The organism is Streptomyces sp. NPDC054770 (assembly GCF_053611985.1).
Genome location: NZ_JBSHBL010000092.1, coordinates 14,200 through 38,223 on the forward strand (window position 1 = coordinate 14,200; position 24,024 = coordinate 38,223).

Here is a 24,024-nt window from a genome sequence, read left to right on the forward strand (position 1 = left end):
TGGCGGACGGGTCACGTACGTTCCTTCCCTGGAGGACTTCCCCGACCTGCCGAAGGAGTGCGAGCGAGATGCAGGGCACTGTGACGATGTACAGCACCACGTGGTGCGGCTACTGCCGCCGGCTGAAGAGCCAGCTGGACCGCGAGGGCATCGCGTACACCGAGATCAACATCGAGCAGGACCCGGAGTCGGCCGCGTTCGTGGAAAAGGCGAATGGCGGAAACCAGACGGTCCCCACGGTGCTCTTCGCCGACGGCTCGACGCTGACGAACCCGTCGCTGGCCCAGGTGAAGCAGAAGGTCAGCGCGTAGGTTTCCCGGCGCATGGCGGCCCCTGACTCGTCTCAGGGGCCGCCTTCGCATGTTCGGGCCGGCTTGTCCCACACCAGTGTGTAGCGCCACAGCAGGCGGCGCCGGTACCGGCGGCCGGGGAGCAGGTGCGCGGTGGACTGCCGGACCTCTCCCCAGTGCATGGCGGAATCCTCGACGGGCATCCCCTCCGGGGCCCGCTTGCCGCCCCGCAGACGTGCGTTCAACCGACTCGCGGGGACTCCGCAGCCGCTGATCACCCAGTCCAGAGGGGTGTGGTTGTACGCCATGCCGACGATGACCAGCCGGCCGCCGGGCGCGAGCAGCCCCACCAGTCGGTCGATCGCGTCGTCGAAGGGGGCGTGGTGGATGACGGCGACCGCGCTGACGAAGTCGTAGCCCTCCTGGTCGAGGGCGGCGCCGTCGAGGGCGTCGTCGAGGTAGTCGCCCTCCAGGAAGGTGACGTTCCCGACGTCCCGCTTGCGCGCCCGCCTGATCATCTCCGCCGAACGGTCCACGCCGGTGACGGACTCCGCCCTGGCCGCGAGCTTGGCGGCGAGCAGGCCGTCGCCGCAGCCGACGTCCAGGGCGGTGCGGCAGCCTTCCGGAACCGCGTCCAGCACCACGGGGTGGTAGTGGACGTTGTGGTTCCAGTACTCCTCTGTGGTCATGACGGCCGGTCTCTCAGACGAAGCTCCTCGTCGGCAGCGGCTTGCCGTACCACATCTCGATCAGGCGGGCCGCGATCGAGATGCCGTACGGCGGCAGGACGTCGCCGGAGTCGAAGGCGGCGCCGAGTTCGTCGCGGGAGAACCAGCGGGCCTCGTGGATCTCGTCGCCGTCGACGTCGATCTCGGTCGAGGTCGCGCGGGCCATGAAGCCGAGCATGAGGCTGGACGGGAACGGCCAGGGCTGGCTGGCGACGTACTCGACCGGGCCGACGGTGACGCCGACCTCCTCGAAGACCTCGCGCCGCACCGCCTGCTCGATGGACTCGCCGGGCTCCACGAAGCCGGCGAGCGTGGAGAAGCGGCCCTCGGGCCAGTGGACCTGGCGGCCGAGCAGGATGCGGTCGTCCTCATCGGTGACGGCCATGATCACGGCCGGGTCGGTGCGCGGGTAGTGCTCGGCACCGCAGGCCTGGCAGCGGCGGATGTGGCCGGCGGCGGCGATCACCGTGCGCTCGCCGCAGCGGGAGCAGAAGCGGTGGGTGCGCTGCCAGTTCTCCAGGCCGACCGCGTGCACCATCAGGCCCACGTCGCGCGGTGACAGCAGCAGTCCGGCCTCGCGCAGGCCGGCGGGGCGCGCGGACTGGTCGATGCGGCCGGGCAGGGCGTCCTTCTGGAGGGCGAAGTAGCTGACGCCGTCCTCGTCGGTGCCGAGGAAGTAGCGGTGCGCCTCGGTGAGGGGGGCCTCGAAGGAGGGCGTCATGACGAGTTCGGTGTGGCCGTCGGGCGTCTCGTCGATGAGGACCTGGCCGCCGGAGACCACGAAACAGCGGGTGTCGGGGTGGCTCCATGCCGCCGCGAGCCAGGCCTCGTCGAGCCGGTGGTGGGCTGCTCGGTCGATGCCGCTCGGGGCGGTGAGCGAAATGGGGCGGTCGGCGGTGTGGTCGGTCCAGGTGGTCACGGGTGCTTCCAACTCCCCCAGTGCAACGGATGTTTCAGCGGGCGGTTCAGCGGGACGAAGGGCGGGAGAGACCGGGTCGGGCGGGGCCGGGGCGGCCGGGGCGGTCCTTCCAGTGTGCCCCGCGCGCGGTGCCGCTCCGGACGGCGTCGACGGCTCAGGGGGCATGGCGCCAGTTCTCGGCGAGGTCGTCCCACAGGTAGGCGCTGGTCTCGACGCCTTTGAGGAGGAGGTCCAGCTCGACCTTCTCGTTCGGGGCGTGCCAGCCGTCGGAGGGGACGGAGATGCCCAGGAAGAGGACGGGTGCGCCGAGGACGTCCTGAAGGTCCGCGGCGGGCCCCGAGCCACCCGAACGGGTGAACCTGACAGGTCCCTCGAAAGCCCGGCCCATGGCGCGGGCCAGCGACTGGAGGCCGGGGTGGTCGAGCGGGGTCAGGCAGGGGCGGGTGGCCGGCAGGAAGGTGATCTCGGCGCGGATCCCGGCGGGGATCCGCTCGTCGGCCCAGGCGCGGACGATCTTCTCGATGTGGTCCGGGTCCTGTCCGGCGACCAGCCGGAACGACAGCTTCAACAGCGCCGACGACGGGATGATCGTCTTGCTGCCGGGGCCCTGGTAGCCGCCGCCGATGCCGTTGACCTCGGCGGTGGGGCGGGCCCAGATGCGCTCCAGGGTGGTGTGCCCGGCCTCGCCCTCGGTGGCGTACGAATGCGCTTCGCGCAGCCAGCCGTCCTCGTCGAACGGCAGCTCGGCCCACAGCCGCCGCTCACGGTCGCTGAGCTCGACGATGCCGTCGTAGAAGCCGGGGATCGCCACGCGCGCGTGCTCGTCGTGCAGGGCGGCGACCAGGCGGGCCGCGACGGTGGCGGGATTGGGGACGGCACCGCCGAAGGCGCCGGAGTGGATGTCCTGGTCGGGGCCGTGCAGGACGATCTGGCACTCGGCGAGCCCGCGCATGCCCGTGCACACCGTGGGGGTGTCCTCGGACCACATGCCGGTGTCGGAGACGATCACGGCGTCGGCGGCGAGCCGCTCGGCGTGCTCCTCGACCAGGGCCCGGAAGTGCGGGGAGCCGGACTCCTCCTCGCCCTCGATCAGCAGCTTGAGATGCACGGCGGGTGCGGTGCGGCCGGTGGCGGCGAGGTGGGCGCGGACGCCGAGTGTGTGGAAGAACACCTGGCCCTTGTCGTCGGCCGCCCCGCGCGCGTACAGCCGGTTGTCCCGGACGACCGGGTCGAAGGGCTCGCTGTCCCAGCCGTCCTCGCGGGCGGCGGGCTGCACGTCGTGATGGCCGTAGACCAGGACCGTGGGCGCCTCGGGGTCGTCTGCGGGCCACTCGGCGAAGACGGCCGGGGCGCCCGGTGTCTCCCAGACCTCTGCGGTCGGGAAGCCCGTCTCGGTCAGTTTGGCGGCAAGCCAGTCGGCGCTGCGGCGTACATCGGGGGCGTGGTCGGGCTGGGCCGACACGGAGGGGATGCGCAGCCATTCGGCGAGGTCGGCGAGGAAGGCGGCGCGGTGCTGCTCGATGTACGTACGGACGGCGCTGTCCGGGGTCTGGCTCATGGTCACGAGCCTATCGGCCCGGACCGACATCCTCGGCGGGCGGTTCGTCACACTCGGCTTGTCCGACAGCTTGTCCGACGATCAGCTTTTCCAGGGCGGCCCGGTCCGGCAGACCCTCCGGTCGTTCGACCTCGCCGGTGCGCACGTGTACGAACGCGGCCGTGACCGACTCGGGCGGCACGCCCTGCTGCTCCGCCCAGCCGATCCGGTAGATCGCCAGCTGGAGCGGGTCGGCGGGGCGGGTGCGGCTGGTCTTCCAGTCGACGATCTCGTACGTCGTCCCGTACGCCGCCCCGTCGCCGTGGTCCGTCCGGTAGACGGCGTCGATACGGCCCCTGACGACCCGGCCCGCGAGGGCGAGCTGGAAGGGGGCCTCGACGCGGTAGGGCGTGCGGTGCGCGTACTCGGTGCGCTCGAAGGCCTCCTTGAGCGCTTCGAGGTCGCGTTCGTCGGCGATCTCGGCGTCGCTGCCGGGCAGCTCGTCGGGCTCCAGCATGGGCAGCGTGAGCTCCTCGAAGCGGGCTTCCACCCAGGCGTGGAACCGGGTGCCCCGGCGCGCGGCCGGCTGCGGAGGGCGCGGCATGGGGCGCGCGAGTTCCTGTGCGAGCCCGTCCGGGTCCTCGGCCAGCCGCATCAGCTGGGTCGCGGAGAGCGTGGCCGGCAGGGGGACGTCGGTGACGTTCCGGCGGGCGCGCAGCAGCTCGCCGGTGAGCGCGTCGAGGTCGCGGTCCCAGGAGGCGACGGCGCGGGCCTCCTCGGGGGTGAGGAGGGTGCGCCCGGGTTCCGGCACGCGCGCGTGCCCGGGCTCGGGTTCCGGGGCGCGCTCGTGCGCCGTTCCGCGCGGGGGCGTGCGCTCGGCGGGCACGGCCTGGTGCGGGACCGTGGGGCGGTCGGTGCTCCAGGAGTCCCAGTCGGAGGAGTCGGCGAAGTCGGCGGAGCCGGCGTCCGGGAAGACGTCCTGATAGGGGTCGGGTTCCTCGTCCTCGGGCGGCGGAGGCCAGTCCGGGTCCTCGGCGGCGGCCGGGTCGTGATCGGCGGAGGTGTCTCCGTCCGTTCCGGCCGTGAGCGCCTCCAGGTGGGCCAGGACGGTCTCGGCGGCCGCGCGGCGGCGGGCCAGGGCGGCCGCGTCCAGGGGCAGCGGCCACACCTGGTCGGCGCTCGCCGTGTGCAGGGCCGGGTTCTCCTCGCCCTCCTCCGGCTCGTCGGCCCAGGCCTCGATCTCGCCGTGTCCGGCGGCACAGTGGTCGTACAGGGCCCGGAGGAAGTCGGAGGGCCCGCGCGGCTTCTTCTGGCTGGGGCCCCACCAGTGGCCGGAGCCGAGGAGCAGGGAGCGGGGGCGGGTGAAGGTGACGTAGCCGAGGCGGAGTTCCTCGGTGTGCTGGTGGTCCTTCATGGCCTCGTGGAAGGCCTTCATGCCCCGCGAGTCCCAGGCCTCGACGTCGGGCAGGGTGGCGGTGTCGCCGCGCAGGGCGTGCGGGAGCACCTTGGCCTGGGCGGTCCACTTCTCGCGGCCCTGACTGCTCGGGAAGGTGCCCTTGACCAGTCCGGGGACGACGACGACGTCCCACTCCAGGCCCTTGGACTTGTGCGCGGTGAGGACCTTGACGGTGTTCTCGCCGCCGGGCAGGGCGTTGTCGAGGCCCTTCTCGTACTGGGCGGCGGTGCGCAGGAAGCCGAGGAAGGCGAGCAGGGTGGCCTCCTGGTCGCCGGCCGCGAAGGAGGCGGCGACGTCCAGGAAGTTGGACAGCGTCTCGCGGCGGCGGGCGGCCAGCGCGTGCGGGGACGCGGACAGCTCCACCTCCAGGCCGGTGACCGCGAGGACCCGGTGCAGGACGTCCATCAGCGGGTCGGACAGGGAGCGGCGCAGCTCGCGCAGTTCGGTGGCGAGGCGGGCGAAGCGAACCCGCGCGTCCGGCGAGAACGGCAGCCCGTCGTCCCCCTGCCCGAGCCGGTCGCCGTCGAACGGCAGCTCCAGGAACGTGTCCAGGGCGTCCGCGAGGGATATCACCTCGGCGGGGTCGACGCCTTCGACGGCCTCGGCGAGCCTGCGGTCCGGGTCGTCGGCGTCGCCCACGCGCGCGTGGGACACCAGCAGCCGGGCACGGCGGCCGAGGAGGGCGAGGTCGCGGGGGCCGATGCGCCAGCGCGGGCCGGTCAGCAGGCGGACCAGGGAGGCGTTGGCTCCCGGGTCCTGGAGCACCTCGCAGACGGCGACGAGGTCGGCCACCTCGGGCAGGTGCAGCAGCCCGGAGAGGCCGACCACCTCGACGGGGACGTCACGGGCGACGAGGGCGCCCTGGATCTGCGCGAAGTCGGTCGCCGTACGGCACAGGACCGCGATCTCGGCGGGCGCCGTGCCGGTGCGGACGAGGTGGGCGACCGAGTCGGCGATCCAGTCCATCTCCTCGGCGTGGGTGCGCAGCAGGGCGCAGCGGACCGTGCCGTCGCGTTCCGCGCCCGGGGCGGGGCGGAGGGCCTCCACGCCCGCGTGCATGGCGCGCAGCGGCTCGGCGAGGCCGTTGGCGAGGTCCAGGAGGCGGCCGCCGCTGCGGCGGTTCTCGCTGAGCGCCTGGCGGGTGGCGGGGCGCCCGTCGGCGTGTGCGAAGTGCTCGGGGAAGTCGTCCAGGTTGGCGACGGAGGCGCCGCGCCAGCCGTAGATGGCCTGGCAGGGGTCACCGACCGCGGTCACGGGGTGCCCGGTGCCGCCGCCGAACAGGCCCGCCAGGAGCACCCGCTGGGCCACCGAGGTGTCCTGGTACTCGTCGAGGAGGACGACCCGGAACTCGTCCCGCAGCAGCCTGCCCACCTCGGCGATGCCGGCCAGTGCCGCGGACAGTGCGATCTGGTCGCCGAAGTCGAGCAGATCGCGCTCGCGCTTGGCGGCCCGGTAGCGCAGGACCAGCTCGGCCAGTTCGCGGCGGGCGGCGGCCGCCTCGGGGACCTTGCGCAGGTCGGCGTTGCCGAGCTTGACGGCTGACAGGGTGTTCAGCAGGCCGGCGTCCCAGGCCCGCAGGTCCTCGGGGCCCACCAGGTGTTCGGCGAGCTCGGAGTCGAGGGTGAGCAGGTCGCTGACGAGGTCGGCGAAGGAGCGGGTGAGGGCCGGGTAGGGGCCGGGGGCCTCGCGCAGCACGCGCGCGGCGAGCTGGTAGCGGGTGGCGTCGGCGAGCAGCCGGGAGGTCGGCTCCAGCCCGATGCGCAGGCCGTGGTCGGTCAGCAGGCGGCCCGCGAAGGCGTGGTACGTGGAAATGACCGGCTCGCCGGGCGGGTTGTCCGGGTCGATGACGTCGGGGTCGGTGACGCCCGCCCTGACGAGTGCCTTGCGGACGCGCTCGGCGAGTTCACCGGCCGCCTTGTTGGTGAAGGTCAGGCCGAGGACCTGCTCCGGTGCCACCTGCCCGGTGCCGACCAGCCAGACCACGCGGGCCGCCATCACCGTCGTCTTGCCCGACCCGGCCCCGGCCACGATCACCTGCGGGGCGGGCGGCGCGGTGATGCAGGCCGTCTGCTCCGGGGTGAACGGGATGCCCAGGAGCTCCTTGAGCTGCTCGGGGTCGGTGATACGGGCGGACATGAGGAAAGAGGCTAGCGGCGGCCACTGACAATCGATAAAACGGCGCAATCGATGACACAGCGGCGCTCACTCCACCACGTGCCGCCCCTCCGGCCGCGCGCTGCACGAGGCGCGGAAGGCGCAGTGGGTGCAGTGCTGGCCGGTGGTCGGCGTGAACCGTTCGTCGAGGACCTTGCCGGCGGCGGTGGCCAGCAGATCTCCGACCCACTCCCCCTCCAGCGGCTCCTGCGCCTGCACCTTGGGCAGGGTCTCGCCGCCGTCGCGCTGGGCCGCGCCCTGTCTGAGGTGGACCAGTTCGGCGCCGCCGGGTTCGGGCCGGACGCCGTCGAAGGCCTCGTCGACGGCGCCCTCGCGGACCGCGAGCTGGTAGACGGCGAGCTGCGGGTGCCGGGTCACCTCGGCCGTGCTGGGCGCCTGTTTGCCGGTCTTGAAGTCGACGACGTACGCGCGGCCCTCGCCGTCCGCCTCCACGCGGTCCATCTGGCCGCGGATGCGCACCTCGTAGTCGCCCGCTCCGAGGGTGACGTCGAAGTCCTGCTCGCTGGCCACCGGGGTGCGTGCGGTGCGGTCCAGGACGTGCCACTTCAGGAAGCGTTCGAGCGCCACGCGCGCGTTGTCCTTCTCCTGCGCCGACTTCCAGGGCGCGTCGAAGGCGAGCGCGTTCCACACCGAATCCAGCCGCTCCATGAGGACGGCGAGGTCGGCGGGGGTGCGTCCGGAGGCGACCTCGTCGGCGAGGACGTGCACGACGTTGCCGAAGCCCTGGGCGGTGGTGGCGGGCGCGTCGGCCTTCACCTCGCGGCCCAGGAACCACTGGAGGGAGCAGGTGTTGGCGAGCTGGTCGAGGGCGCTGCCGGAGAGCACCACGGGCTGGTCGCGGTCGCGCAGCGGCACCTTGCTCTCGGTCGGCTCGAACATGCCCCACCAGCGGTAGGGGTGGGCGGACGGCACCAGGGGGCGGCCGTCCTCGTCGGCGAGCGCCGCCAGCCGGGCCAGGCGGCGGGCGGCGGCCTCCCGCAGGGCGTCGGACGCGCGCGGGTCGACGGTGGTCGCGCGCAGCTCGGCGACCAGGGCGGCCACGGCGAGTGGGCGGCGGGGCCGTCCGGTGACGTCCTCGGGTTCGACGCCCAGTTCGGTGAGGAACCGGGAGGGCTGGTCGCCGTCGTCCGCGGGGGCCTTCACGGCGGTGACGACGAGACGTTCACGCGCGCGTGTGGCGGCGACGTAGAACAGGCGGCGCTCCTCGGCGAGCAGCGCGCCCGGGGTGAGCGGTTCGGCGAGTCCGTCCCGGCCGATGCGGTCGGCCTCCAGGAGCGAGCCGCGGCGGCGCAGGTCGGGCCACAGACCCTCCTGGACGCCGGCCACGACGACCAGGCGCCACTCCAGGCCCTTGGCGCGGTGCGCGGTCATCAGACGGACGGCGTCGGGGCGTACCGCGCGGCCGGCGAGGGTGTCGGCGGCGATGTCCTCGGCCTCGATCTCCGCCAGGAAGTTCAGCGCGCCCCGGCCGCCGCTGCGCTCCTCCGCGCGGGCGGCGGTGGCGAACAGGGCGCACACGGCGTCCAGGTCACGGTCGGCGTTGCGGCCGGCCGCGCCGCCGCGGCGGGCCGCACGCTCCAGGCGCGAGGGCCAGGGGGTGCCGTTCCACAGGATCCACAACGCCTCCTCGGCCGTGCCGCCGCCGGTCAGGCGCTCCCGGGCCCGGCCGAGCAGCGCGCCGAGCCGCTGCGCCCCGCGCGCGTACCCGGGGTCGTGGACGGCCAGGCGCTCGGGCTCGGCGAGCGCCCGCGCGAGCAGGTCGTCCGACGGGGGCGGGAGCGCGTTGCCGGCCGCCCGCTCCTCGTCGCGCAGGGCACGGCCGAGGCGGCGCAGGTCGGCGGCGTCCATGCCGGCGAGGGGGGAACCGAGCAGGGTGAGCGCGGTCTCGGTGTCGAGCCAGCAGGCGCCCTCTTCCGCACCGGACGCCGCATCGGGCGCCGCACCGGACGCCGCTTCGGCCGCCGCCACCGCCCGCAGTGCCGTCAGCAGGGGCGCCACCGCCGGTTCGTGGCGCAGCGGCACGTCGTCGCCGTCGATGTCCAGGGGCACACCGGCCGCGGTGAGGGCGCGGCGGACCGTCGGGATGGTGTGGGACCCGGCGCGCACCAGGACGGCCATGTCGCTCCAGCGGACGCCGTCCTCCAGGTGCGCGCGGCGCAGGATGTCGGCGATGTTGTCCAGCTCGGTGCCGGGCGTCGGGTACGTGTACGCCTCGACGCGGCCGTCGTCCCGCGCGGCGGTCAGCTCGCGGTGCGCACGCACCTTGTCGGCGGGCAGCCGGGTCAACGGCATCCGCTGGGTCAGGAGGCGGGTCGCGGCCAGCAGACCGGCGCCGGAGCGGCGGGACGTACGCAGCACCTGCACCGGTGCCGGACGGCCGTCCACGCGCGCGAAGGCCGACGGGAAGTCCAGGATGCCGTTCACGTCGGCGCCCCGGAACGTGTAGATCGACTGGTCCGGGTCGCCGAACGCGACCAGGGTGCGGCCGCCGCCGGCCAGGGCGTGCAGCAGGCGCACCTGGGCCGGGTCGGTGTCCTGGTACTCGTCGACGTACACGGCGTCGTAGCGGCCTGCGAGGTCCAGGGCGACCTCGGGGCGGTGGGCGAGCAGCACCGCGCGGTGGACGAGTTCGGCGTAGTCGAGGACGCCCTGGAGGTCGAGGACGTCGAGGTACTCGGCGAGGAAGGCGGCGGCGGCCCGCCAGTCGGGGCGGCCGATACGGCGGGCGAAGGCGTCCAGGGCGGCCGGGTCCAGGCCCAGTTCGCGGCTGCGGGCGAGGACCGCGCGGACCTCGTCGGCGAAGCCCCGGGTGGTGAGGCAGGCGCGCAGTTCGTCGGGCCAGCGCACGTGGTTCAGCCCGAGCCGCTCCAGGTCGGGCTGGCCGGCCAGCAGGTCGCGGACGGCGACGTCCTGCTCGGGGCCGGACAGCAGCCGCAGCGGGTCCACGAACAGGCCGCTGTCCTGGTGGGCGCGGACCAGGGCGTAGCAGTACGAGTGGAAGGTGGTCGCGCGGGGCGCGCGGGCCGCGCCCACCCGCAGGGCCATGCGGTCGCGCAGTTCGACGGCGGCCTTGCGGCTGAACGTCAGCACCAGGATCCGCTCGGGGTCCTCGCCGCGGGCGATCCGTGCGGCGACGGACTCCACCAGGGTGGTGGTCTTGCCGGTGCCAGGGCCGGCGAGGACGAGCAGCGGTCCGGACCCGTGGTCAACCACGGCGCGCTGTGCGGCGTCCAGACGAGGGGGATCGACGTCGGCCGGCGGGGTACGGACCAGTCGGTAAGCGCCACGGTTCCCCTGCCGCACCGGGAGGTGCGGCAGGCGCCTGGTGGAGGAAGAGGAGCTCACGTGGTTCGCCGGTCCTGGTGGGTGTGCTGGTCGGTTCGCGGTCGCGCGTGCGCGGAGGTGGCCGCGGGGTGAGCGGGACACGCGCAGTGGACGCTACGCCGGCGAACCGGACGGAAGCAGGGCTTCCGCTTCTTCCCGTCCGCCCCGGGCGGCACCCGCGGCACGCGCGCCGCACATCTCACGAACGTACGTCATGCCACGGACGTCCCCGGTGTCCCTCGTACGGGCCACAGGTTCCCCCCGAGGGCCTCCGATGGCGGAAGCTGTCAGGTGTGAGCCCCCGTGTCCGCGCCGCCGTCCCACCGCGCCCGCTTCATGTCGAGCCGCGGCAGATGGCCCTCCGCGGCCCTGCTCGCCTCCTTCAGCGGGGTGCCCTCGGCCCGGTAGTGGTCCAGCGCGCCCAGCTCGTGCCCCGGGAGCAGTGCCCCGTCGGCGCGCACCACCCGCCACCACGGGACGGCACCGCCGTAGAGGGACATCACCCGCCCGACCTGGCGCGGCCCGCCCTCCTCCAGCCACTCCGCGACGTCGCCGTACGTCATCACGCGCCCGGGCGGGATCCGCTCGGCGACCTCCAGGACCCGCTCGGCGTACTCGGGCAACTCGTCCGCGTACCCCTCTCGGGTGTCCTCGGGAAGGCTCTGCTCGCTCATTCGCCCCATCCTGCCGCACCCCGCCGACAATCCGCCCGGTCCGCGGCAGGCCTCCGCCTCGCTCTCTCGCGATGCTTGGGGCAGACTGTGCGCCCCCGCATCTGCACCCTGATGCCTTCGGGTGTCGGTGGGGCATGCCACCATCGTGCGGGCGGTGACTGGTGATACGAGATCAAGAAGAGACGACCGAGCAGCAGGGCGTGCACCCCGAGGGCGGGGCCGGCACCTCTGACGCCACCGCACGCCCTGACGCGCCCGGATCCGACATCACGCAAACGGACACCGCGCAGTCGGCCGCCGACGCCGACGCCGTCGAAGCGGAAGCCGAGGCGGAACACGGGTGCGACGAGACGCACGCCGACGAGGTGGAGGGCGACGAACCGCTGCTCCCCGCGCGCGTGCACCGCCCCTCCGACCTCATGCGGCTCCTGGTCGGGGTCCTCGCCATCGCCGTGCTGCTCGGCATCGCCGCGTTCGCGCACGGCACCACCTCCGGCCTCGAACAGGACATCAACAAGGGCACCGGACAGGCCCCCGACCTGCTGATCAGGTTCGCGGGACTGGCCTCCAGCATCGCGATCCTGCTGGTGCCGGTGGCGTTCGCGATCGAGCGGCTGATCAAGCGGGACGGGCTGCGCATCGCCGACGGCGTGCTCGCGGCCGTCCTCGCGCACGGCGTGACCCTCGCCACCGACCTGTGGGTGGCCAGAGCCGCCCCGGGCTCGATCCAGGAGGCGCTGACCCAGCCCTCCCCCGGCGACATCCACGCCCTCACCGACCCGGTGCACGGCTATCTCGCACCCGTCATCGCCTACATGACGGCCGTCGGCATGTCCCGGCGTCCGAGATGGCGCTCGGTGCTGTGGATCGTGCTGCTGCTCGACGCGTTCTCCATGCTGGTCACCGGCTACACGACACCGTTCTCGATCATCCTCACGGTGCTGATCGGCTGGACCGTCGCCTACGGCACGCTGTACGCCGTCGGCTCCCCGAACGTCCGCCCCACCGGGCGGACCCTGCTGGCGGGCCTCAGGCACGTCGGCTTCCACCCGGTCGGCGCGGCCCGCGAGGAGGTCCTGGACAGCGAGAACGGCGACCGGGGCCGGCGCTACTTCGTCACCCTGGAGGACGGCCCGCCGCTGGACGTCACGGTCGTCGACCGGGAACAGCAGGCCCAGGGCTTCTTCTACCGCGCGTGGCGCAACCTGACCCTGCGCGGCTTCGCGACCCGCTCCAGCCTCCAGTCCCTGCGCCAGGCCCTGGAGCAGGAGGCACTGCTGGCGTACGCGGCGATCGCGGCCGGCGCCAACGCGCCCAAGCTGATCGCCACCTCCGAGCTGGGCCCGGACGCCGTGATGCTCGTCTACGAGCACACCGGCGGCCGTACGCTCGACTCGCTGGCCGACGAGGAGATCACCGACGAACTGCTGCGCCACACCTGGCACCAGGTACAGGCGTTGCAGTCGCGCCGGATCGCGCACCGCAGGCTCGCGGGTGACGCCATCCTGGTGGATCGTTCCGGCACGGTGATCCTCACCGACCTGCGCGGCGGCGAGATCGCGGCCGGTGAACTGCTGCTGCGCATGGACGTCGCCCAGCTGGTCACCACGCTCGGTCTGCGGGTGGGCGCCGAGCGGGCGGTGGCCTCGGCGGTCGGCGTCCTCGGACCCGACGCCGTCGCCGACTGCCTGCCGATGCTCCAGCCGATCGCGCTGACGCGCTCCACGCGCGCGACGCTGCGCAGACTGGCCAGGGAACGCGCCCAGCGCGAGCGGGACGCGGTCCTGGAGGCGTCCCGGCAGGTCAAGCAGGACCGCGCGGAGGAGGCCGAGAAGCCCGACAAGAAGACGGTGCGCGCCGAGCAGCGGGCCGAGAAGCGCGCCCTGGACGACGCGCTGGAAGAAGCCCGCGAGGAGGACCTGCTCACCCAGATCCGGCACCAGGTGCTGAGGATCAGGCCGCAGGCGCCCGTCGAGCCGGCCCGCCTGGAGCGGGTGCGGCCGCGCACGCTGATCAGCGTCTTCGCCGGCGCGATCGGCGGGTACTACCTGCTGACCCAGCTCACCCACATCGAGTTCGGCCCCCTGGTCGCGAACGCCCAGTGGGGCTGGGTGATCGCCGCGGTGCTGTTCTCGGCGCTCAGCTATGTCGCCGCCGCGATGTCGCTGCTCGGGTTCGTGCCCGAGCGGGTGCCCTTCGTACGGACCGTGGCGGCGCAGCTCGCCGGGTCGTTCGTGAAGATCGTGGCGCCCGCCGCGGTCGGCGGTGTGGCCCTCAACACGCGCTTCCTGCAACGCGCGGGCGTGCGCCCCGGGCTCGCGGTGGCAAGCGTCGGCGCCTCGCAGCTGTTCTCGCTCGGCTGTCACATCCTGATGCTGCTGTCCTTCGGCTATCTGACCGGCACCGAGAAGACCCCGTCGCTGTCCCCCTCCCGCACGGTCATCGCGGGCCTGCTGACCGTCGCCGTACTGGTCCTCGTGGTCACCTCGGTGCCGTTCCTGCGGAAGTTCGTCAGCACGCGCGTGCGGTCGCTCTTCGCGGGTGTCGTGCCGCGCATGCTGGACGTGCTCCAGCGGCCGCAGAAGCTCGTCACCGGCATCGGCGGCATGCTGCTGCTGACCGCCTGCTTCGTGATGTGCCTGGACGCCTCCATCCGCGCGTTCGGCGACCAGTCGACCTCGCTGAGCATCGCCAGCGTCGCCGTCGTCTTCCTCGCCGGCAACGCGCTCGGCTCCGCGGCGCCGACCCCGGGCGGCGTCGGCGCGGTCGAGGCGACCCTGACCGTCGGCCTGATCGCGATCGGCCTCCCCAAGGAGGTCGCGGCGCCCGCCGTGCTGCTGTACCGGCTGCTGACCCTGTGGCTGCCGGTCCTGCCGGGCTGGCTGGCCTTCAACCACCTCTCCCGCAAGGGCGCGCTCTAGGGCCGTACCTCGGACGGCTCGTGCCCCGCGCGCGTGGCCGTGCGCGACCCCAGGATGGGAGCATGCCGAACCCCTTCCGGATCCGTGTCGCGGCCCTGGCCACCGCCCTGGCGCTGTCCTTCGTGCCGACAGGGTGCAGCGACGGTTCCAAGGACGGGGATCTGACGGCGCAGAAGCTGGACTGGAAGAACTGCCCGGCGCCCGACGAGGCCGAGGGCGGCGGCGACACGCCGTCCCCGCTGCCCGGCGGCGGCACCTGGCAGTGCGCCACCATGCGGGCGCCCCTGGACTGGTCGAAGCCGAAGGGCGCCACCATCGGCCTCGCCCTGATCCGGGCCAGGGCCAGCGGCGACCCCGGCAGACGGATCGGCTCCCTGGTCTTCAACTTCGGCGGGCCCGGCGGCAGCGGCGTCACCACGCTCCCCGCGTTCGGCGAGGACTACGCGGCCCTGCGCACCCGCTACGACCTGGTCAGCTTCGACCCGCGCGGAGTCGGCCGCAGCGACCCCGTCGAGTGCGAGAACGACGAGCAGCTCGACGACTACTTCCAGCAGGACGCGACGCCCGACACCAGCGCCGAACGCACCCAGCTGATCAACCGCACCAAGCAGTTCAACGCCGCCTGCGAGAAGAACTCCAGGACGATCCTGCCGCACGTCCGCACCACCGACGCCGCCCGCGACATGGACCTGATGCGCCAGGTCCTCGGCGACCGGCAACTGCACTACTTCGGCATCTCGTACGGCACCGAACTCGGCGGCGTCTACGCCCACTTGTTCCCGAAGAACGTGGGCCGGGCCGTCTTCGACGCCGTCGTCGACCCCACCCAGGACCCGGAGCAGAGCTCGCTCGGGCAGGCCATGGGCTTCCAGCTCGCACTCGACAACTTCGCCGAGGACTGCACGTCGAAGACAACGGAATGCCCGATCGGCGACACCCCGCAGGACGTGAAGGACCGTATCGCCAAGCTCCTCACGGACCTCGACACGAAGCCGATCCCCGGCATCCTTCCCCGCCGGCTCACCCAGACCGCCGCCACCAACGGCATCGCCCAGTCCCTGTACTCCAAGGACTTCTGGGAGTACCTCACCGAGGGGCTCGAAGAGGCCTACGACGGCGACGGGAAGATCCTGATGCTGCTGTCCGACTCGATGAACGGGCGCAGCCAGAACGGCGAGTACAGCAATATCACGGCGGCGAACATCGCCGTCAACTGCGCCGACGAGAAGCCCCGGTACACCACCGACTACGTCCAGCAGAAGCTTCCCGAGTTCCGCGCCGCCTCCCCACTGTTCGGCGACTACCTCGCCTGGGGCATGGTCAGCTGCACGAACTGGGCCGTGCCGGGCGCCGCCGACCATCCCGACGTCAGCGCACCCGGGTCGGCGCCGATCCTGGTCGTGGGCAACACGGGGGATCCGGCGACGCCGTACGAGGGCGCGAAGAAGATGGTGGACGCGCTCGGGAAGGGCGTCGGGGTCGAGCTGACATACAAGGGGCAGGGGCACGGGGCGTACGACAGCAAGAACAAGTGCGTACAGGGTGCCGTGAACGGCTATCTGCTGGACGGGACGGTGCCGAAGGCAGGAACGGTCTGTACGTAGGCGTCCGCGGGTGCGTTGCGGCTGGTCGCGCCCACGCGGCGGAGCCGCATGCCGAACACAGCCCCGCACCCCCAAGGGGAGCTATAAACACGCAGGTCAAAAGGTTATCCACAGGCTGAAACGGCTCCCGCTCGATCCGCCTACTATGACCTCACCGCTCTCCCGCAACGAATGCGTGGAGAGCCTGTGTGGGGGGTGTGCGCGCATGTTGCGATATGTACGGTGGGCGGCCGCTGTCGCCGCGGGGCTGCTCGTGGCCGGGTGCAGTAGCGGATCGTCAGGTGGGGGCCAGGACGAAGGGAAAGCCTCGGCCGGGCAGCCCTCGGCCGCCACGTCCACCGCGACGGGCTCGGCCGCCCTGCCCGCTTCCCTCACCTCGCAGAAGCTCGACTGGGGCCGCTGCAAAGCCACTTCGGACTCCGCCGCGCCCGGGGACGAGTGGCGGTGTGCGACGCTCCGGGTGCCGTTGGACTGGTCGAAGCCGGACGGGCAGACCATCGGGCTGGCGCTGATCCGCGCGCAGGCGAGCGGGGGTTCGGGGAAGCGGATCGGCTCGCTGCTGTTCAACTTCGGCGGGCCGGGCGGCTCCGGCATCTCGACGATGCCGTATTTCGCCTCCACCGTCTCCGCGCTGCGCGAGCGGTACGACCTGGTGAGCTGGGATCCGCGCGGGGTGGGGGCCAGTGAGGGGATCCGCTGCCGCAGCGACAAGGACATCCAGAGCGCCGAGTCGATCGACGCCACACCGGACACCGCGGCGGAGGAGACGGCGTACTTCCAGGACGCCGCCGCCTTCGGCAAGGGCTGCGAGAAGGCCGCCGGCCCGCTGATCGCGCATGTCTCGACGACCGACACGGCCCGCGACATGGACCTGATGCGCCAGGTCCTCGGCGACGCGAAGATGCACTACTTCGGCATCTCGTACGGCACCGAACTGGGCGGTGTGTACGCCCACCTGTTCCCGAAGAACGTGGGGCGGCTGATCCTGGACGCGGTGGTGGACCCGACGGCCGACTCGGTCGGCCAGGAGAAGAACCAGGCCGCCGGCTTCCAGCGGGCCCTGGACGACTACCTCAAGTCCACCGGCCAGGACCCGAAGCAGGGTTCGCAGAAGATCGTCGACCTGCTGAACCGGCTCGACGCCACGCCGCTGCCGACGTCGTCCGGGCGGAAGCTGACCCAGAGCCTCGCGGTCACCGGCATCGTGCTGCCGCTGTACAGCCAGGACAGCTGGCCGACGCTGACCAGCGCGCTCAAGGCGGCCGAGGAGGGCGACGGCTCGGAGCTGCTGTCGCTGGCGGACCAGTACAACGAGCGGGACTCCTCCGGGCACTACGGCACGACCACGCACGCGCAACGGGTCATATCGTGCCTGGACGACAAGGAGCGGCCGACGCTCGCCGAGACGCGAAAGCTGCTGCCGGAGTTCGAGAAGGTCTCGCCGGTCTTCGGGGACTTCCTGGGCTGGGACTCGGCAGGCTGGTGCCACGACTGGCCGGTGGCCGGGCAGTTCGACACCCCGGAGGTGAGCGCACCGGGCGCGGCCCCGATCCTGCTGGTCGGCAACACCGGCGACCCGGCCACCCCGTACGAGGGTGCCCGGAAGATGGCCGACGAACTGGGCAAGGGCGTCGGAGTCGAGCTGACCTGGAAGGGCGAGGGCCACGGCGCGTACGGCAGCGGCAGCGACTGCGTGGACTCGACGGTGAACGCCTACCTTGTGGACGGCACGGTCCCGAAGGACGGCAAGGTCTGCTCATGACGAAGGCGGGGGCCCCGGGCACCTGTCGTGCCGTCCGGAGCCCCCGCCCTTCACGGAGCCTGTGCTCAGTAGACCGGCTTCTGCGGCTCGATCTGGTTGACCCAGCCGATCACGCCGCCGCCGACGTGGACTGCGTCCGCGAAGCCCGCGGACTTCAGGACCGCGAGGACCTCCGCGCTGCGGACACCCGTCTTGCAGTGCAGGACGATCTTCTTGTCCTGGGGCAGGCCCTCCAGGGCCGTGCCGAGCAGGAACTCGTTCTTCGGGATCAGCTTGGCGCCCGGGATGGAGACGATCTCGTACTCGTTCGGCTCGCGGACGTCGATGATCTCGATGTTCTCGCCGTCGTCGATCCACTCCTTGAGCTGCTTGGGAGTGATCGTCGAGCCGGCGGCCGCCTGCTGGGCCTCTTCGGAGACGACGCCGCAGAAGGCCTCGTAGTCGATGAGCTCGGTGACGGTCGGGTTCTCGCCGCAGACCGCGCAGTCCGGGTCCTTGCGGACCTTGACCTGGCGGTACTGCATCTCCAGGGCGTCGTAGATCATCAGGCGGCCGACGAGGGGCTCGCCGGTGCCGGTGAGGACCTTGATGGCCTCGGTGACCTGGATGGAGCCGATGGACGCGCACAGTACGCCCAGGACGCCGCCCTCGGCGCAGGAGGGGACCATGCCCGGCGGCGGGGGCTCCGGGTAGAGGCAGCGGTAGCAGGGGCCGTGCTCGGACCAGAAGACCGAGGCCTGGCCGTCGAAGCGGTAGATGGAGCCCCACACGTACGGCTTGTTCAGCAGCACGCAGGCGTCGTTCACCAGGTAGCGGGTGGCGAAGTTGTCCGTGCCGTCGACGATCAGGTCGTACTGGCTGAAGATGTCCATCACGTTCTCGGCCTCGAGCCGCTCTTCGTGCAGGACCACGTTCACGTACGGGTTGATGCCGAGGACGGAGTCACGGGCGGACGCGGCCTTGGAACGGCCGATGTCGGCCTGGCTGTGGATGATCTGGCGCTGCAGGTTCGACTCGTCGACCTCGTCGAACTCCACGATGCCAAGGGTGCCGACGCCCGCGGCGGCCAGGTACATCAGCGCCGGCGAGCCCAGGCCGCCGGCGCCCACACAGAGCACCTTGGCGTTCTTCAGCCGCTTCTGCCCGTCCATCCCGACGTCAGGGATGATCAGGTGGCGGGAGTACCTGCGGACCTCGTCTACGGTGAGCTCAGCAGCTGGCTCGACCAGGGGTGGCAGCGACACGGGGACTCCGTTGATCGGTCAATCACTACAATTGTTCTCCCTGTAACACTGCCACGGGCTTCTTCATTCCGAGACACCTGTTCCGATCCGCGAGACGATTTCGTCCCAGTAGCCGGGCATGGTCTCCCAGGGGTCGGCCCGGCCCCAGCGATCGGTCCGGTCGGTGAAGTAGATCGTGGCGGCGCCCTGCCAGCGGGCTATGCGCAGCGCCTCGTCGAGGTGGCCGAGGGGCACGCCGTGCACGAAATGGCAGAAGCGGTCAGGCGGGTAGTCGGCGGTCCATTCGGCGGCCTGCGACCAGCGGTAGTCGCTCCAGGGCCCGGCGAAGGTCACCAGCTGGTCGGCGTTCTCGGCGTAGCCCGGATGGGGGTGGGTGCCGTGGCCGAGGACGATGTGCGGACCGTCTCCGACGGTGCGGAGCGCGGCGACCGCGCGGCGGATCTCGGGGAGCGCGGTGCGCTCGGTGGGGCAGCGGTCCAGCAGGAAGCCGTCGACGCGGTACCAGTCGTGGAAGTGGCGGGCGTCGGTGATCAGGTCGCCGTACGGGCGGCCGCCGTAGACGGCGTCCAGGCGGCCGAGGACGCGGACGCCCGCGTTGCGGAGCCGGCCGGCCGCCTCCAGGCAGTGCGGATCGGGGAGGCTGCCGGGGCCGTTCGCCACGTCGAGGACGACCCAGTGCAGAGGCGTGCCCGGGCGGGTGAGTTCGGCCCACTGCGCGGGGGCGAGCAGGGGGTGGGCATAGCCGGGGACGCCGACGGCCGTGCGGACGCCGGTGGTCGCGGCGCCCGCACGGGTACTGGTCAGATGCGGCATGCCGCCTCCATCCAGATGTCGGCGAGGGACTCCTCGAGGTTGATGCGGGGCCGCCAGCCGAGCCGGTCGCGGGCGCAGCGCACGTCGGCCTGCTGCCAGCTGCCGCAGCCGTCCGGGTACGGGTACGCGACCGGGCCGGTGTGTTCGCCGTCCATCCGGGGGTGTCCGATGGCGCTGCGCAGCGGGCCGGGCGGGCCGTCGAGTTCGTGCAGGGCGCCGCCGTATCCGGCGACCCGGGCGAGGACCGCGGCGGCGTCGCGGAGCCGGACGGCGCGGCCGGAGCCGATGTTGATGACACCCTGGGCGGCGGAGAGCGAGGCCGCGTGGACGGCGCGGGCGACGTCGCGTACGTCGACGAAGTCGCGCTGGGCGCCGAGGCCGCCGAGTTTGAGTTCGCCGTCGCCGGACTGCATGGCTCGGCGCATGGCCTCGGCGAGGCGGCCGAGCGGTGAGCCGGCCGGGGTGCCGGGACCGGCGGGCGAGAAGACCCGCAGGACGACGGCGTCCAGGCCGGAGCCGAGGACGAGTTCGGTGGCGGCGAGCTTGCTGACGCCGTACGGGCCGCCGGGGCGTGGCACGGCGTCCTCGGCGGTGGAGGAGCCGGGCTGGCTCGGGCCGTACTCGGAGCTGCACCCGACCTGCACCAGGCGGGCGCCGCAGCCGCTGCGGCGCAGGGCCTCGCAGACGGTGGCGACGGCGACGGTGTTGTGCCGGGTGAGTTCCCGGGCGCCGCCGCGGGTGGCACCGGCGCAGTTCACGATGACGCCCGGGTGGACCGCGTCGAGGAAGCGGGTGAGCGCGCCCGGGCTGCCGGTGGCGAGGTCGAAGCGGACGTCGGCGTCGTCTCCGCGGCCGAGCGCGGTGAGCTGGACGGCCGGGTCGGCGAGCAGCCGGTCGGCGACGAAGCGGCCGAGGTATCCGTTGGCTCCGAGCAGCAGAACCCTCATCGCGCGGCTCCCGGGGTGTGCGCTCCGGCGACTCCGGCGGCTCCGGCGCTTCCGGTGGTTCCGGACGCTCCGGGTCCGGGTCGGGAGGTGGTCATCTGGTGGTCTCCTTCGGGGAATCGTGCGGTTGCCTTGGGCGGGGTGCCGGGCGCCTGCCGCCGGGACGGCTCGGCGAGGCGTGCGAGGGCATCGGCGGCTCTGCTCACTCCGGGTCTCCCGTCGGTGCGTGGGCCGAGGCCCTGGTGAGGGTGCGGGTCGCCCGGATCAGCAGCGCCAGGGCGGCGGCGCCGCAGCCGAGGGCCGGGACACTGCTCGCGCCCCAGGCGTCGACCAGGGCGTCGACGGGGGCGGCCAGGAAGGCGCAGCCGGGCAGTCGGCCGGCCAGGACGAGGGCCGGGGCCGCCGCTTCCGCAGCGGCCGCGGCGGCGAGGGCGGGTCCCTGCGGGGCGCCGTGGACGGTGAGGAGGCGGGCGAGCAGGAGGAGGGCGCCGAGGGCGAGGCCCGCCGGGTAGCCGGCGGGTTCGCCGAGGGCCGCGCCGCACAGGGCGAGCAGGGCGGTGAGGGCGCCGAGGAAGAGGGCGAACGTGCCGAGCAGCAACGGCTGTACGGCGCCGGCGAACTCCTCCAGACCCCTGCTGCCCGCGAGCCTGCGGCGGGCGCCCGTCGTGAAGAGGTGGGCGCTCCAGGCCGCCGGGGCGCAGGCCAGGGTGAGGGCGAGGACGGGCGCGGTGGTCACGGGCCAGGGGCCGTGGGCGGCGCCGGTCGGGAGGCCGTCGGGGCCGCCGTCCACGACGGCCCGCAGCAGGCCGTCGCCGAGCAGGGCGTAGGCGAGGAGCCAGCAGGTCCACGCGCGCGTGCCGGTGGCGGGGCGCCAGGCCGGCGTACGGGCCGGCACGGCCAGGGGGCCGCGGCGCAGGGCCGGGCGTACGGCCAGGGCGACGGCGAGCACGCCGACGGCTGCCGCCACGAGGCGTGGGCGGCCCTCGGTGAGCCGTACGCCGGTCACGGCCGCCGCGCACACGGCGCCCGGTAGGAGCGTGAGCAGCGCGCGGTCGGCGCGCGGGCGGGGCGTGGGCGTCCGTTCCGGGGGCGGGCGCCGGTCGCCGTCGCGGGGCACGCGCGCGTAGAGCTCTTCGGCGAGCGAGAAGACGTCGCGGTGCCGGAAGCGGGCGGCGGTGCGGTCGGTGACGCCGTGCGCTTCGAGGCCGGCCGCGATCTCCAGCGGGTCCACGGCCTGCTCGCAGAGTGCGCGATGACGGTGGATCAGCGCCTTCACGGGGTCGGCGGCGGCGCCGCGGCGGAGGGTGGATCCGCGGCTGTCGGCGGTGTCCGTGGCGACGGCCCGGCTGCCCGGGGAGACCAGGCCGGAGGCCGGCGCTCCGCCTTCGGAGAAGGCGTCCCCCGATGCGGGCACGTCCGCTCCCAGGAGCCACTCCTCCGACCGCGCGTCCCAGGCGTCGGCCGCGCCGGGCCTGCCGGGCCGGTCCAGTTCCCCTGGGCCGCCGGTCACCGCGCCGCCTTCGTCGCCGTTCACCGCGCCCCCTCGGGGGCCGTGCGCGGGGTGGCCCGTACCGGGGCGGGCCGTGTCGCGGTGCCCAGGGCCCAGCCGGGCCGGGCGCGGTGCGCGATGCGGGCCGTGGGGCCGGTCCAGCGGCCGGGTACGCGGGCCTCGGCCGGGGAGGCGAACGGCAGGGGCTCGCCCGCCCGGTCGAGGACGACCCGGCGCACCGGGCAGTGCGAGACGATCTCCAGGTAAATGCTGTGAAATGCCGCGATGTTCTGCTCGACGGTGAACAGTTCGAGCGCGCGGGCGCGCGCGGCGGCTCCGAGGCGCTCACGGCGCTCGGGGTCGCGCAGCAGTGCCACGCACGCCTCCGCGAGCGCCCGCGGATTGCGCGGGGGTACGACGAGTCCGGTGCCGCCGATGGCCTCCACCACGGCACCGACGTCCGTGGAGACGGTCGCCCGGCCGCAGAGCATCGCCTCGACGAGTCCCACCGGGAAGCCCTCGACGACGCTGGAGAGGACGACGACCGCGCCGGACGCGTAGGCGTCGGCGAGGGTCGGTGCCTCCGGGCCGCCTATCTCGTCGAAGGAGACCGGGTTGTCGCCGACGGCGTGCACGCCCTCGGCCTCGTCGGGGAAGAGCTGTGCGGCGAGCGCCCGGCAGTGCCCCAGATAGGCCGCGCCCTCCGGCCCCGCCGGGGCGCCCACGACCCGCAGTCGCGCCTTGGGTTCCTCCTTGCGGACCTCGGCGAAGGCGTGCAGCAGCGACACCAGGTCCTTGGTCGGCTCGATGCGGCCGACCCACACGAGCGTGTCGGGGTCGGCGCGGTCCGGGGCCTCGCCCACCTCGGTGAAGCGGGCGGCCTCCAGACCGGGGTGCACGGTACGGATACGGGCGCGGCCGGCGCCGCAGCGCTCCTGCCAGCGACGGGCGTGCGCGTTGCCCGAGGTGATGATCGCGGCGCGGCGGTAGACCTCGGCGGCGAGCCGGCCGTGGAAGGCGGCGAGCAGCGCACGCACGGCCGGGGTGGCCGCGTCGGGGCCGAAGGCCAGGTAGTGCGAGCGCAGTTGCACGCCGTACTCGGTGACCAGCAGCGGCACGCCGGAGAAGTGCCCGGCCAGCAGGCCGGCCAGGGCGGCCGGGCCGCCGGCGGTGGCGTGGCAGAGATCGGCCGCGCCGAGGCCGTCGTCGCCGTACCAGTCCAGGGAGAGGGGGCGCAGGGCGCGTTCGAGGTGTGCGGCGACGGCGAGCAGATCGGGCACGCGCGCCTCGCGTGCCGTACCGAGTGCGCCGGGTGCGCGACAGGCGCGCTCCAGTGCGCGCAGGGCGGCGTCGGAGCGGAGCGCGGCGACCAGGCCGCCTTCGTCCCGGGCGAGTTCGGCGAGTCCGTGGAGGGCGTTGCCGAAACGGTCCGCCAGGGAACCGGGCATGGCCCCGGAGCCGCCCGCGGCGTCTGGGCCGCCTGCGCCGTCCGTGCCGGTCGTGCTGTTCGCGCCGTTCGTGCTGTTCCAGCCCGCCGCACCCGTCGGGCCGTTCGTGCCCGTCGGGCCGTCCATGCCCGCCGCACCGGTCGAGCCCTGCGGGCCCCCGGTGCTGTTCGAGCCCGGACCGGCGCACAGCACCCCCGCGAGTTCGCCGTAGCTCTCGGCGAAGCGCCGGCGTGCGCGCCGTCCGTACCTGACCCCGTCGTCCTCGGCGGTCCACACCGGGGCCGTCCGTACCCGGCTGACGTGCGGCGGCAGCGGCAGCCAACCCTCATCCTCCTGGCGCCGGGTGCGGCTGAGCGCGTAGAGGTCGAACTCGTGCTGCCCGAGCCCGCGCACGAGCCGGTCGCACCAGAGTCTGGCGTCACCGCTCACATACGGATAGCCACCCTCCGTAAGCAGTCCGATGCGCACGTGTGCACCCCCGATCGATCTCCCGTATGGGAGCCACCGTGGCTCGGTGGCTCGCAGCGGGACGAACGTATGCGGACAAGGCGGTGGGGGGGGGGGGGGGGTGGGGGTCTCCCCCCCGTTTTTCCCCCACCCGGTGGGGGGGGGGGGGGGGGGCCGAGGGGGGTCAGTCCAGTAGGCCCAGCCTCATCGCGTACGTGACCGCAGCCGTTCGGTCGTCCACCCCCAGCT

General features: G+C 73.4%; 15 protein-coding genes. 4 read left to right on the plus strand and 11 right to left on the minus strand.

What is annotated here, in order from left to right; translation table 11 throughout:
* Positions 1-68: 68 nt before the first annotated feature.
* Entirely contained in the window at positions 69-311 is a 243-nt protein-coding gene (locus ACWGKQ_RS44575; protein ID WP_234542942.1) for a mycoredoxin, read from the plus strand.
* Positions 312-343: 32 nt separating this feature from the next.
* Here the strand turns inward: ACWGKQ_RS44575 and ACWGKQ_RS44580 are convergent, their stop codons facing one another.
* The 6 genes from ACWGKQ_RS44580 to ACWGKQ_RS44605 all read right to left on the minus strand — a co-directional run bounded on the left by ACWGKQ_RS44580 (position 344) and on the right by ACWGKQ_RS44605 (position 11,103).
* A complete protein-coding gene (locus ACWGKQ_RS44580) occupies positions 344-979 on the minus strand; it encodes a class I SAM-dependent methyltransferase (RefSeq protein WP_453297790.1) in 636 nt (211 codons plus the stop codon).
* 13 nt (positions 980-992) lie between these two features.
* Positions 993-1,937 carry an NAD(+) diphosphatase gene (gene nudC / locus ACWGKQ_RS44585; protein WP_453297791.1) on the minus strand — a complete coding sequence of 315 codons (945 nt, stop codon included), beginning with the start codon at positions 1,935-1,937 and terminating at the stop codon, positions 993-995.
* 154 nt (positions 1,938-2,091) lie between these two features.
* On the minus strand, positions 2,092-3,495 hold the full coding sequence (locus tag ACWGKQ_RS44590) for a dipeptidase (RefSeq protein WP_453297792.1): 1,404 nt from the start codon (positions 3,493-3,495) through the stop codon (positions 2,092-2,094).
* A gap of 10 nt (positions 3,496-3,505) precedes the next feature.
* On the minus strand, positions 3,506-7,066 hold the full coding sequence (locus ACWGKQ_RS44595) for a UvrD-helicase domain-containing protein (RefSeq protein ID WP_453297793.1): 3,561 nt from the start codon (positions 7,064-7,066) through the stop codon (positions 3,506-3,508).
* A gap of 66 nt (positions 7,067-7,132) precedes the next feature.
* Positions 7,133-10,450 carry an ATP-dependent helicase gene (locus ACWGKQ_RS44600; RefSeq protein WP_453297794.1) on the minus strand — a complete coding sequence of 1,106 codons (3,318 nt, stop codon included), beginning with the start codon at positions 10,448-10,450 and terminating at the stop codon, positions 7,133-7,135.
* A gap of 266 nt (positions 10,451-10,716) precedes the next feature.
* Entirely contained in the window at positions 10,717-11,103 is a 387-nt protein-coding gene (locus ACWGKQ_RS44605) for an MGMT family protein (protein WP_453297795.1), read from the minus strand.
* Positions 11,104-11,264: 161 nt separating this feature from the next.
* Here ACWGKQ_RS44605 and ACWGKQ_RS44610 point away from each other — a divergent pair, with 161 nt between their 5' ends.
* The 3 genes from ACWGKQ_RS44610 (at position 11,265) to ACWGKQ_RS44620 (ending at position 17,390) form a co-directional block, all read left to right on the plus strand.
* Positions 11,265-14,024, plus strand: a complete 2,760-nt coding sequence (locus ACWGKQ_RS44610; RefSeq protein WP_453297796.1) for a lysylphosphatidylglycerol synthase domain-containing protein — start codon at positions 11,265-11,267, stop codon at positions 14,022-14,024.
* 62 nt (positions 14,025-14,086) lie between these two features.
* Entirely contained in the window at positions 14,087-15,628 is a 1,542-nt protein-coding gene (locus ACWGKQ_RS44615) for an alpha/beta hydrolase (RefSeq protein WP_453297797.1), read from the plus strand.
* A 205-nt stretch (positions 15,629-15,833) separates the two neighbouring features.
* Positions 15,834-17,390, plus strand: a complete 1,557-nt coding sequence (locus tag ACWGKQ_RS44620) for an alpha/beta hydrolase (RefSeq protein WP_453297798.1) — start codon at positions 15,834-15,836, stop codon at positions 17,388-17,390.
* A gap of 65 nt (positions 17,391-17,455) precedes the next feature.
* On the opposite strand, the gene moeZ is transcribed toward ACWGKQ_RS44620, so the two are convergent.
* The 5 genes from moeZ to ACWGKQ_RS44645 all read right to left on the minus strand — a co-directional run bounded on the left by moeZ (position 17,456) and on the right by ACWGKQ_RS44645 (position 23,757).
* Positions 17,456-18,634, minus strand: a complete 1,179-nt coding sequence (gene moeZ / locus ACWGKQ_RS44625; RefSeq protein ID WP_453297799.1) for an adenylyltransferase/sulfurtransferase MoeZ — start codon at positions 18,632-18,634, stop codon at positions 17,456-17,458.
* Positions 18,635-18,697: 63 nt separating this feature from the next.
* Positions 18,698-19,447: a spherulation-specific family 4 protein gene (locus tag ACWGKQ_RS44630; protein WP_453297800.1), complete on the minus strand. Its 750-nt coding sequence runs from the start codon at positions 19,445-19,447 to the stop codon at positions 18,698-18,700.
* Positions 19,435-20,394: an NAD-dependent epimerase/dehydratase family protein gene (locus ACWGKQ_RS44635; protein WP_453297801.1), complete on the minus strand. Its 960-nt coding sequence runs from the start codon at positions 20,392-20,394 to the stop codon at positions 19,435-19,437. The genes ACWGKQ_RS44630 and ACWGKQ_RS44635 overlap by 13 nt, the downstream gene beginning before the upstream one ends.
* 199 nt (positions 20,395-20,593) lie before the next feature.
* Positions 20,594-21,925: a hypothetical protein gene (locus ACWGKQ_RS44640; RefSeq protein ID WP_453297802.1), complete on the minus strand. Its 1,332-nt coding sequence runs from the start codon at positions 21,923-21,925 to the stop codon at positions 20,594-20,596.
* Positions 21,922-23,757 (minus strand): glycosyltransferase, encoded by a 1,836-nt coding sequence (locus ACWGKQ_RS44645; protein WP_453297803.1) that lies wholly within the window; start codon positions 23,755-23,757, stop codon positions 21,922-21,924. Before ACWGKQ_RS44645 ends, ACWGKQ_RS44640 begins: the two co-directional genes overlap by 4 nt.
* Between the last annotated feature and the right edge of the window lie 267 nt (positions 23,758-24,024).